This window comes from Vibrio sp. 10N.239.312.C11, from assembly GCF_041466065.1.
GTDB lineage: Bacteria > Pseudomonadota > Gammaproteobacteria > Enterobacterales > Vibrionaceae > Vibrio > Vibrio tasmaniensis_A.
The window spans coordinates 221,008-231,122 of sequence record NZ_JBFSRZ010000001.1; the positions used below are offsets into that span (position 1 = coordinate 221,008).

Consider the following 10,115-nt stretch of genomic DNA (forward strand, 5'->3'; position numbering starts at 1 on the left):
GACACCTATTCCTTTACAATGCAGGCATTAGGAAACTCTTACAGTCTCCAAGAAGGTGTCGTAACGTTCGTTTTTGCGGAGCCAAAACTAACGAGCGGATACTGTATGAGATAGCCAATCGGTTTTTTTGTAAGCCTCGATAATAGTCAGCGTAGCCTTCCAGTATTCTCGCCTTTGCGATTTTGAAGCTGGAAGTGGGTAGATTCCATCGTTGACTGTCATTTTGGTAATGTTGAAGAATAGTCTCTATAGACTGCAAATTTCTCAATTTAAGACTTTCAGTTTGGGTAACAGAGCTCGCTCTCATCAAGTAACCAACCTGCACGGAGTTCAACACACCGATCTGATGGCTTTCACTCATTCGAAGCCACAGCTCCCAATCTTCCCCATACTTAATGTCAGCATTGAAACTGTCTGTTTGAGAAAACACATCCGCTTTCACCATCACCGTTGATGTTCCAATAACATTGTTTTCAATGATGAACTCTAATGGGTTTTCTATATTGATAAACGCTTCATCTTGGTCTTGAAACTGCGACCAATAACTAAAGCAATCAACTATCACTTGATAGTCTTCATTAAGGTGTTCGTAGTTAGTAAAGCTCATCGCAAGATCTGGGTATCGTTGATGAAATTCGAGTTGGCGCTCAATTTTTTCTGGAAACCAGAAGTCGTCCGCGTCTAAAAAAGCGATGTATTCTCCGGTCGCCTTTTCAATCCCTAGGTTTCTCGCTTGAGGCGCACCCACGCCCAAAGTAGATAAGGTAATAATGCGTTCATCTTCTATCGAAGCGAGATACGTCGACGTTCCATCGTTGCTGTTATCGTCAATGACAATGAGCTCAACATCTTGATGAGTCTGCTTCAGTACGCTGCCTATTGCCTTCGGCAGGTAATCCAAACAATTGTAGGTAGGAATAACAACACTTACTTTAGCCATAATGACGCCCTCAGATTTATACGTGATATGGCTGACGTTGCATGTTCTATGCCGAGAGTGCCTTGCTATGAAATCACTTTTAGATCAGTCGCCTACGCAGACACTCTCAAAATGACGAACAGGGTGATCAGACATGAGCGTCAAAACTCCAATTTGATTATCAATTTGAGAAAACGAGCGACGTCTTAAGGGGTAACCTTCGGAAAGCAATCGAAAAGCCCTCCAAAGCTACGATTTGATCTTGGTTCGTATCTTGCTTTGTTGGTTATTACCTTGGCTTGATAGCTTTAGTCATATGGATTTGAGGAGTAAGGAATGAAGAAAGTAGCATTTGTGGCGCCAACCTACCCTGTACTCAGTGAGACCTTCATTCAAACAGAAGTCGACTCAGTGAAAGCTTGTGGACACGATGTTTGCGTGATGGCATTTGAGATAGAAGAGAGTGAAAAGTCATTTGACTATGACATCATAAAAATTGGTAAGGATGTTCGGGCGGGTAAGATAGCCAGCATCAATTGGTTTGGCTTTCTCCGGGCGGTATCCTTTGTTTCCAAGCAAACCAGTATGCCAAAAAAATCACTGTTCGCTTATGGATTCAAACTGGCGCTGCAACTCGCCGAGAACGACGTCGAACACGTTCATGCGCATTTCTGTCAGCACACTACAGCTCACGCCATCGTCGCGGCAAAGCTTCTGAACATAACCTGCTCGTTCGTTGCTCATGGTCATGATGTTTACGAGTTCGCTTATGATATTGAACATAAAATCTCATCGAGTGATTTTGTGGTTGCAGTGTGTAAAGACATGCTCGCTGACTTCAACACCATGGCGAAAGGAAACATTAAACTCCTGCACTGCGGAGTTAATACCAAACAATTCCAACTCAACCCAAAAGCCGAAACGAAACAACTTCGCTTTGTTTTCCTTGGCCGATTAGTGGAGCAAAAAGGCATCCACCATCTTATTGATGCATTGGCGCCGATTGCCGAACCTCTCGACATTCATCTCGATATCATCGGTACGGGCGATTTAGAGCAACAATTAAAATTGCAGGTCAAAGAGCAAGGGCTCACTCGAAACGTGACCTTTCTTGGCGCGAAACCTCACGAATGGGTAAAAGAAAAACTATCGAACTATGACAGCCTAATCGCACCCTTCTGTTTTTCCGAAACCGGCTGTGTGGATACGGGACCACTGGTTTTAAAAGAAGCGATGGCCGTGGGCACACCCGTCATTACCACCAACATCATGGGATGCAAAGAGATCGTATCACCAGAGACAGGTTTTGTGGTTAGCGAAAAGAACGTAGAGGAATTAAGAGAAGCGATTGAGCGTTTCGCGCAGCTAAGCAGCAACGATAAAACATCGATGGGTTTAAAGGCACGTGAGAGAGTGAAAGACAGTTTTAATTCGATCAAACAAGCTCAGCAATTATCTCGTTGGATAGAGAACCCAGCTCAATAAGGAATAGCTCAGACGGCTGAGCATCGCAAGAACGGCTAAGCACCATACGAGCTACTAAGCACATCAAAACAACTGAGCACCACAAAAACAGAAGAGCGCTACATCCATTTGAAATGTAACGCTCAACTTAGCACAGCCTAATGATGGCAACTTATGCTTTCAGTAACTTTTATTAGCTTTTCATTAAGAAGCCTAGCTAGCCGGCTCGAAGAGCCAAAATAGACTCAAGATCTTCGATGTCACGATATTGAGCTAGCTCCTGCTCTTTCGATGAAATAGCCACAATCGACATTCTATCGGCCAATTCGTTACCTTCAATACCAACGTGACCGTTCACATGGTAGATGGTGATTTTTGAAGCCAGTTCTTGGTAGAGAGCATACGCAGGCTTAATAATATCGAGGTTTTTGATCTCGCCACCCGACTTAGTCCAGCCCTTTTTCTCCCAGCCCGTTGCCCACTTAGTAATACAATCAATTGAGTACTTAGAGTCACAATAAATCGCAACAGAGAGGCCTGCGTTTAACTTCTCTTTCGCGAGAATAAACGCTTGCTTAAGCCCATGTAACTCGGCGGTATTATTGGTACCAACAGGTTGATACAAGCCATACCATAATTCGGTTAATTGGTTGTTTTGGTATACCGCTAAACCCGTCCCCGCTTCACCAGGATTTGGTTCACACGCACCATCGGTAAAGATCTTGATATCAAAAGGCATATCAGTAATTTGCTGCTCCGAAAGAGGCGGCACCTTAGCTTTCGTCGCCTTACCCGAAGAGCTTGGCTTTGTAGCCGAAGAACCTGACGCAGACGACGTTTTACCACCGAAAGCAGACTCAGCCTCGCCTAGTGTTGGAAACGATTTATATCTCGCCCCAGCAAAGCCATCAACTTGGGATTTACACTCGTTCCAAGTGGTAAAAATACCCAGTGTGCGACCTTTCCAAACCACATAATATTTCTTAGCCAAACTAACTCCTTACCAAAACCTAAACACACAAACAGTGAATCAGTACATTAGATGCCACCACGCTATACGTTGCAAGGTCTACACTATAAAACAGGTCTAAAAAAGCTGCGTTCATAACTCACGATGCAATCAACTTCGTCTGCAAATTCAAACGCTTTAATACACTCAGCATCGTTCAACGATTTAATCCGATATTCTTCATAGGCAGCCAAACTTTCAAAGGTAAACAACGCCAATGCAATATTGTTCGCCCCTTCCGACGGTAAGAAATAACCGTTGTGTTGACCTCCGAATTTAGCGACCAGAGGAATCCACATTTTTGCGTATGCCTCAAACTCACTTACCTTTTTAGGATCAATTACATATCGAACATAACAAGTAATCATAGTTATTCAGCCCTTAAATAATAGGAGAAACACAAAGCCGAAGTTGACGTTGAAGCTCAAGAAAAAAGGTAATCAACCGCAACGAGGTTATAGAACAAAAACACGCCCATACTGACGCCAATCGTTAGCAGCACATTGCCTGTTTTCCAAATCAACAGACCTGTGACCACCGCGCCTATCAAGTATGGGTTTTCAAGGCTTGGCCAAAATGTTTGTTCTGGTGCAAATACAATTGGCCCCCAAATCGCAGTCAGTACCGCAGGGCTTGAATAACGCAATAGGCGCCTTGCGGTTTGATTGAGTCGAAGCGGGATTGCAGGCTCAAGAAACAAATACCGACTAAAGAAAACAATCGCCGTCATAAGTAATATCGTTAACCAAATCATCTCGATTTCCCCTCCACGATTGTCTTGTTACCGTTGTTTCGCTCTTGGAACGATTCGCTGAAAAAGCCCGCTAACATACCAGCGATCGCTGCAATCATTAGCCCGCCCTCAATATTGTTAACCGACATGGCAACCGAAGTGACCAGTGAAACCACCACACACACAACGACGGGTAGAGTTCGGATTAATGGGAACACCAAGGCGATAAAGGTTGCTGCGACCGCAAAGTCGAGCCCAATTTCATTGAGTGAAGGAATTTGGCTTCCCGCGACAATGCCAGCAAAGCTCGCAATATTCCAAACGAGATAAAAACCGCCGCCTACACCCGCAGCATACCAGCGATTAAATTCTTTCTGAGACTGCCCACTACAAATCGCAAACAACTCGTCGGTGAGCCAAAATCCGAGTAATAGACGCCAACGCGTAGGAAGATGGCTGATTTTGTCACGCATCGATACGCTATACAGAAAGTGTCTAGACGTGATGAATAAGGTAGTCAACAACATGGTGCCTAGACCAATACCCGCTTTAAACATACCCGCAGCGACAAGTTGTGCTGAGCCAGCAAATAGAATAGCCGACATCGCTTGCGCTTGAAGCTGACTCAATCCAGCATCTATCGCATATGAGCCCGCTAGAATTCCCCAAGGGATTACCGCAATGCTCAAGGGCATTCCCGCTAAAACGCCCTTCCATAACTGTGTTCGTCTATCCATTGTTTCACTATCCATATCATTCTTTTCTCTCTTCACATTGGCTATTCAATGTAAGAGGAGTTGAGTCGGTTCGATTGTACAAACTTGCTCGATTTCATGCCCCAATTCACCGTACCTTAGCCACACTTAACCGCACTTAACACAAGTTAGCCATGCCTTAGCCACGCAAGTTTAGAGCATTTTGATGTATTGCCCCGGCGTGTATCCATTGGCCTTTTTGAAGTGTCGATGAAAATGGCTTTGATCATGAAAACCACACTCTTGCGCGGTATCAGAAATGGTATGTCCTTGTTTCAATAACTTACGCGAAAGCCTTAACCGAGATTGGATTTGATACGCATGCGGCGGAAGACCAAATTCTTTCTGAAAAGAACGCACTAAGTGAAACGGGCTCAATGCCGCTAACTTAGATAGTTCGTCTAGCGACACATCGGCTTGTGGGAAATCATCTAAAAACTCTTTCACCAACACAAGCTGGCGCTGAGTTTTCCCATCGAGTTGAGGGTTAAGCGGCGATTTTCCATGTCGACTAATCAGCTTAACCAACATCCCATACATCAAGGTCTCTCTTAACAGGCGATTGTCGGATTCATCGATCGTGTTAAAGACCAACCTCAATTGATTAGCGAGTTCAGGGTCTTCAACCACCGCTCTTGGGAAGTAAGGCGCACCGTAGTTCGGTAGGTTAAGCTCTTGAGTGATCTTGGCAAGTTGCTCTGGGAGTGGATACATGGCTCGATACGCCCAACCGCCTTCAGTGGCAGAGTGACCGCTATGAACTTCGTCGGCATTGACCAGAATAATCGCATTTTGTGGCGCGATATGATGCCCGCCTGTTCGATAAAAGCGCTGCGCCCCCTGCTCAATAACCCCAAGCGTGTAGCCCTCATGGCTGTGGCGTGAGAAGTTCTGCTTTTCGTATTCAGCATCAAGAATTTCAAGGCCACCGAGCTCTTCCGTTATCTTATATTCGGCCTTTTCTTTAGAGCGTTTCTTGTTCTCCATAACAATCCCCAAGCCTGTTAATTATCGAGCGACTTATCAGTCTACTCTATAGGCTCTTTCAGCTTTTGTACAAAATTGCGCATTCATCAATTAAATTAAAGAGCATTTTAACATTTGGTGCATTTTTAATTCACCGTCTCCGGCATGACAAGATGAGTATCAGAGATAACATATAGCGTTAGCCATGCCAGAAGAACTGGTACCGAGATCCCGCTAATCCGTCGTTTGGCAAAATACTGACAAATAGCATTATCGTACATGCTCATAATTACGTATCAGCCATCGTTCGTGAACCTAAGATCCATGAAAATAGCTCTAGCTACCTTGTTTCTGTTAAGCCTAACCGGATGCACTCACAATCAATCGAAAGCACTAAGCATGAACTCATCATCGGTTAATTCATACCCACAATCGATGTCGAACCTGCAACTGTGCGACACCTTGTATTACGGTAGACCAAGTAACCAAACACTGGCTGCAGTTGGTAGTGAGTTTAATCGAAGAGGATTATCAAAGAGTTGGTGTGATACCGAAACCAACAAGCTTTATCTAACAAAGACGATTGATTGGGTAACTGAAAAAGTCGAAGACAAAGAAGATTCAGAGGAAGAAGCGTCTGCGGTGGTGCTACCTGCGAATTAAGAGAGATGAACCGTTCTTGAACAAGAAAAAGGCAAACTGCAGATAGCAAAAAGCCGCTCATTAAGAGCGGCTTTTTTAATGGGTGGAAGCCCCAGCCCCTTCCAAAGATTCACCCCTAAACCCTTGTTGTATAAGGCCTAGAAAGAAAAGGTCATCGTTGGAAAAACCAATTAGTACCAGTTTTTAGTACCAATCATTTATAGTCTCCAAGCTACCTTATAAGCCCGTCAAATTCAATCTTGTTTCATTTATACTAACAAAAATTACACGGGTGAAGTGGGCTTGAATCATCAAGGTGTCCAACGGCATTAACCAAGTTTTGCTTGCCTACAAAGCATCTATTTCGGCTTTTCTTGCTCGGGTCTGCATTTGGTGTTTCTTCATGATTACGCACAAAGAGCGGGCTTTGCAGGAAAGGGGATGTTCATCCCATTTTTACCCCTGCTCGCTACGCGCCCAATCAGCTTTTTCGTTACTCGATAACACCACCGAGGGGCTTGTACCTCCACTCCATGCCTCAGGCATACCGAGGGTTGCTGTAATGTTTGCTGTACCAAAATAACGCCTCTTCACGCTGCACAGCCTTGGTTTTTTCTTTTGCGCCCGGATTATGGCTTAAATATTCATCGACCATATGCGCTAGCGTGGCAATAGCTGTGTAGTTTAAATCCATGGTTTTTGTAGTAGCTTCGCTTGTTCTTTTCCCTTTGAATTTCACCTGACGCCATGCTGCCTTAAAGCGTTTTTTAAAGTTATCGGGTAACGTCTCGAAAAACTCGATAATTGCTATATAGTCCGCTCCGCTAGCTAGATCCGCCAAATGCTTAACTTGCACCTCGCGCAAGCCTGCGTTGCGACCATTAGCCAAAGTGTAATCCTTCAGATAGATCATTTTTTCAAAATTTTCACTAGCATCCACTTCCCAAAATTGTTTTCTCATAACTCTTCCCGTCATGTTATTTTTGACAAGCATACAAAGCGTTACCCGATAACGCAACCCTGTAGTTTTTACTTGCCCATTCTCATGCGCCTTGGCTTACCTGCTGAAATCTCAACCTTGGAATTTTGGATCTTATCTTCTACCTTGGCTACTAAATTATCAACGCTCGGAGTGTTATCAAAAGCATTATCCACGCCCTTTCTAATAACCTCGGACATTTCTTTTTTAACCTTAGCCTTCATCTCATTTGTTAAACGCCCATCAAACTCATCCACAAGGTTCTGAATAACATCATCAATCCTAGGTAAATATTTATTAAACAAGGCTTGCTTACATTCTTTTTTTATTTCCCCAAGCATATCAACGCCCATTAATTTTAAATCAGCTTTGATTTCATCAAGTTGAATATAAAACTCTTTCAGGTCTGTGTGCTTGCGCTTTGAACCATGACTAGGCGAGTCAAGGTCAGGGAATATAGTTTTCATTTTCGCAAAATATGATTTCTGATAATGACTCAAATTAAACTTATTAAACAAATCACGAGCATTAAGCCGATTTTCACCTTTGTCATTTTTGCTCATCGGAATAATCGTAAAATGAATATGGGGGCTTGATTCGTCCAAATGCACTACTGCATTAACCAAGTTATCGCCATAGGTCTCTTTGAGCCACTCCTGCGCCCCTACGTACCACTTGTTAAGGTTTTCTTTACCCTCTAGCGCCTCGGGGCTTAACGTTAACAAACCATCGATGCACAGCACTGCGTTCTTACGTGGCTGCTTGTCCAACTCATCTAATTTAGCCTGAACATCAGCACCTAAGTTGTGCGTTCCTACAAAGCCTCTATTTCGGATTTTCTTGCTCGGATCTGCATTTGGTGTGTCTGCGTGATGGCGGTACTGGTGCGCTCCTGCGCTTCTAACGTTTACCATATTTTTAATTTTTTCAAATCGTAATATTGTCGTTCCCATAATTCTATTTATTTATAATTATACTAACTCATTACCTCTTCCCCAAATTGCATATATATACAAAACCACATCATAGGTATATATACATAGCTCCGCGAAAGTATATATACATATAATGTATACTCACTATACAATCTTCGATTGTGCTCGGCTGCAAGCAGCATGAAAGGGCGGTACGTTAATGCGCTAGCGTGTTACGTTGCGATGTCGCCATTGGCAACTCGACCATCAACAGATAATAGATCCACAGGCCGTCTTGCTCTCGTTCGATTGCTTTCAATAATTCCTTTCGGGCTTCGGTGCGCAGCCTCAACACGATCAAACGCAACTCTCGATCCGTTTTAAGTTTATCTTCCAACAATTCTCGTATGTACGCTTTACGCATCGATCTATATTTGTCGTCACGACTTTCAAGCAATCTATTCAACTCATTAATGACACTAAACAATTTAAGCTTGAGTTTGTCATCATCGATGAGCGGTTCAATAGCTCGGTTAATTGTGGATACCTTCAGGTCAAATAACTTCATTTTCTTTTAGTGTAGAAAACTAATGACCTGCAATGCAATCAGGTCGATTGGGCTTTCACCCTAAAAATAACCCTTTCTAGGGGATAGCCCCTCTTCTGTTTATTCACCACCTTTTCAACCTCGATCTTCAACTCTGTCTGTTCCATTACTTCAGCAAGTGGCTTCTCTATCGCTCTTTTGTAAAAGTGTTTTTGCTTAATGCCATCTTCCAGAGCAAACCGATTTCTCAGAGTATCAATACTAATTGCAAACTGGGCTTGCTTGCGATCCCCCTTGAGGCTGTGAATCATCCAATGGTAGTATCGCATCGCCATTGATGATTTGAATTTAAGCATCTGACTTAAATTTACTTTTCTATAAGAATCCATGCCTACAATAAAGGACATGAATTCTTCGGAGAAAGAGAGCAATAGGCATTTTAATTTGGAGTAGGGACACTTAACGACCGACATAGACTCCACCACTTTTATAGCCTCAGAAGGCTTATTAATATGATTTAAGCGGATTTCTTTATTAACAAGCGAATTAGCCGCATTAATTATTGGGCTATAAGATTTGCTCTTACTATCACACGATATGGCTCCGTGTATGTCGGTAAGCGGAAGCAATATAGAGCGATGCTCAAGGATTCCATGTTTGTGTATATCATAGCATTCCGATGAAGACAGAAAACGCCCGTCTTTCGCAAAATATTCCGACACATCGAAGCGATTTATCACATAGTAAATCAAGCGTAGCTCTTGAAGTGACATGTGATAATCAGCAAATACCCACTCACTCTTTAGCTTTAGTATGTCGCCACGGTAAGGACATGGTGGTGTCAGATAATGCAGATTAATTGACGGTAAGGCTTCTGTTTTTAGTTGAGGTTTTTCTGATTGTTTTGTTTGATTCATAATTTTTATTGAAGGTTAGTGAATCAAGTCTCCCCCTTCAATAGCAATTTCAAAATTATTCCTCATTTTTTGTAGCTAAAAGCCCTATCCACTGTCACGGTAATCCTTTTTGCTGTACCCATAACACGGCTTTGTTGCGTAATTAAATTTAAAGATAGAACAACCCCGTTTCGCGTATTTCTTAATCAATACGACAAGTTTCAGGCATACCTAAGCCAGTAAGCTTGTTCAACGCTTTTATCATCGCGTAAGTTTCACCCACCTGGGCAT

Annotated in this window: 12 protein-coding genes; 2 read left to right on the top strand and 10 right to left on the bottom strand. The window is 43.0% G+C overall.

Features of this window, described 5'->3' with window-relative positions; genetic code table 11:
- Positions 1 to 13: 13 nt before the first annotated feature.
- Positions 14 to 940, bottom strand: a complete 927-nt coding sequence (locus AB6D07_RS00990; RefSeq protein WP_017104162.1) for a glycosyltransferase — start codon at positions 938 to 940, stop codon at positions 14 to 16.
- 315 nt (positions 941 to 1,255) lie between these two features.
- On the opposite strand from AB6D07_RS00990, the gene AB6D07_RS00995 reads away from it, so the two are divergent.
- Positions 1,256 to 2,404: a glycosyltransferase family 4 protein gene (locus tag AB6D07_RS00995; RefSeq protein ID WP_017104163.1), complete on the top strand. Its 1,149-nt coding sequence runs from the start codon at positions 1,256 to 1,258 to the stop codon at positions 2,402 to 2,404.
- A 196-nt stretch (positions 2,405 to 2,600) separates the two neighbouring features.
- Here the strand turns inward: AB6D07_RS00995 and AB6D07_RS01000 are convergent, their stop codons facing one another.
- The 5 genes from AB6D07_RS01000 to AB6D07_RS01020 all read right to left on the bottom strand — a co-directional run bounded on the left by AB6D07_RS01000 (position 2,601) and on the right by AB6D07_RS01020 (position 5,867).
- Positions 2,601 to 3,374, bottom strand: coding sequence for a ribonuclease H family protein (locus AB6D07_RS01000; RefSeq protein ID WP_017104164.1), 774 nt, complete (start codon positions 3,372 to 3,374; stop codon positions 2,601 to 2,603).
- 83 nt (positions 3,375 to 3,457) lie between these two features.
- Entirely contained in the window at positions 3,458 to 3,760 is a 303-nt protein-coding gene (locus AB6D07_RS01005) for an NIPSNAP family protein (RefSeq protein WP_017104165.1), read from the bottom strand.
- A 56-nt stretch (positions 3,761 to 3,816) separates the two neighbouring features.
- A complete protein-coding gene (locus AB6D07_RS01010) occupies positions 3,817 to 4,146 on the bottom strand; it encodes an AzlD domain-containing protein (protein ID WP_009847233.1) in 330 nt (109 codons plus the stop codon).
- Positions 4,143 to 4,877, bottom strand: a complete 735-nt coding sequence (locus AB6D07_RS01015; protein WP_029223145.1) for an AzlC family ABC transporter permease — start codon at positions 4,875 to 4,877, stop codon at positions 4,143 to 4,145. Before AB6D07_RS01015 ends, AB6D07_RS01010 begins: the two co-directional genes overlap by 4 nt.
- Before the next feature lie 156 nt (positions 4,878 to 5,033).
- Positions 5,034 to 5,867: an AraC family transcriptional regulator gene (locus tag AB6D07_RS01020; protein ID WP_009847235.1), complete on the bottom strand. Its 834-nt coding sequence runs from the start codon at positions 5,865 to 5,867 to the stop codon at positions 5,034 to 5,036.
- A gap of 303 nt (positions 5,868 to 6,170) precedes the next feature.
- Between AB6D07_RS01020 and AB6D07_RS01025 the strand changes: the two genes are divergently transcribed.
- Positions 6,171 to 6,509, top strand: coding sequence for a hypothetical protein (locus AB6D07_RS01025; protein ID WP_017104168.1), 339 nt, complete (start codon positions 6,171 to 6,173; stop codon positions 6,507 to 6,509).
- Between the two features lie 517 nt (positions 6,510 to 7,026).
- Here AB6D07_RS01025 and AB6D07_RS01030 read toward each other — a convergent pair.
- From AB6D07_RS01030 to AB6D07_RS01045, 4 genes are all read right to left on the bottom strand, one after another.
- Positions 7,027 to 7,449, bottom strand: coding sequence for a hypothetical protein (locus AB6D07_RS01030; RefSeq protein ID WP_017104169.1), 423 nt, complete (start codon positions 7,447 to 7,449; stop codon positions 7,027 to 7,029).
- A 68-nt stretch (positions 7,450 to 7,517) separates the two neighbouring features.
- Positions 7,518 to 8,420 (bottom strand): MobV family relaxase, encoded by a 903-nt coding sequence (gene mobV / locus AB6D07_RS01035; protein WP_017104170.1) that lies wholly within the window; start codon positions 8,418 to 8,420, stop codon positions 7,518 to 7,520.
- 178 nt (positions 8,421 to 8,598) lie between these two features.
- Positions 8,599 to 8,949 carry a hypothetical protein gene (locus AB6D07_RS01040; protein WP_017104171.1) on the bottom strand — a complete coding sequence of 117 codons (351 nt, stop codon included), beginning with the start codon at positions 8,947 to 8,949 and terminating at the stop codon, positions 8,599 to 8,601.
- Between the two features lie 38 nt (positions 8,950 to 8,987).
- Positions 8,988 to 9,845 (bottom strand): replication initiation protein, encoded by an 858-nt coding sequence (locus tag AB6D07_RS01045; RefSeq protein WP_017104172.1) that lies wholly within the window; start codon positions 9,843 to 9,845, stop codon positions 8,988 to 8,990.
- Positions 9,846 to 10,115 lie beyond the last annotated feature (270 nt).

What these genes read in the sequence shown, in the direction of transcription:
- AB6D07_RS00990 (WP_017104162.1), bottom strand. Translation starts at nt 940, where the DNA reads ATGGCTAAAGTAAGTGTTGTTATTCCTACCTACAATTGTTTGGATTAC.
- AB6D07_RS00995 (WP_017104163.1), top strand. Translation starts at nt 1,256, where the DNA reads ATGAAGAAAGTAGCATTTGTGGCGCCAACCTACCCTGTACTCAGTGAG.
- AB6D07_RS01005 (WP_017104165.1), bottom strand. Translation starts at nt 3,760, where the DNA reads ATGATTACTTGTTATGTTCGATATGTAATTGATCCTAAAAAGGTAAGT.
- AB6D07_RS01010 (WP_009847233.1), bottom strand. Translation starts at nt 4,146, where the DNA reads ATGATTTGGTTAACGATATTACTTATGACGGCGATTGTTTTCTTTAGT.
- AB6D07_RS01015 (WP_029223145.1), bottom strand. Translation starts at nt 4,877, where the DNA reads ATGGATAGTGAAACAATGGATAGACGAACACAGTTATGGAAGGGCGTT.
- AB6D07_RS01020 (WP_009847235.1), bottom strand. Translation starts at nt 5,867, where the DNA reads ATGGAGAACAAGAAACGCTCTAAAGAAAAGGCCGAATATAAGATAACG.
- AB6D07_RS01025 (WP_017104168.1), top strand. Translation starts at nt 6,171, where the DNA reads ATGAAAATAGCTCTAGCTACCTTGTTTCTGTTAAGCCTAACCGGATGC.
- AB6D07_RS01030 (WP_017104169.1), bottom strand. Translation starts at nt 7,449, where the DNA reads ATGAGAAAACAATTTTGGGAAGTGGATGCTAGTGAAAATTTTGAAAAA.
- mobV (WP_017104170.1), bottom strand. Translation starts at nt 8,420, where the DNA reads ATGGGAACGACAATATTACGATTTGAAAAAATTAAAAATATGGTAAAC.
- AB6D07_RS01040 (WP_017104171.1), bottom strand. Translation starts at nt 8,949, where the DNA reads ATGAAGTTATTTGACCTGAAGGTATCCACAATTAACCGAGCTATTGAA.
- AB6D07_RS01045 (WP_017104172.1), bottom strand. Translation starts at nt 9,845, where the DNA reads ATGAATCAAACAAAACAATCAGAAAAACCTCAACTAAAAACAGAAGCC.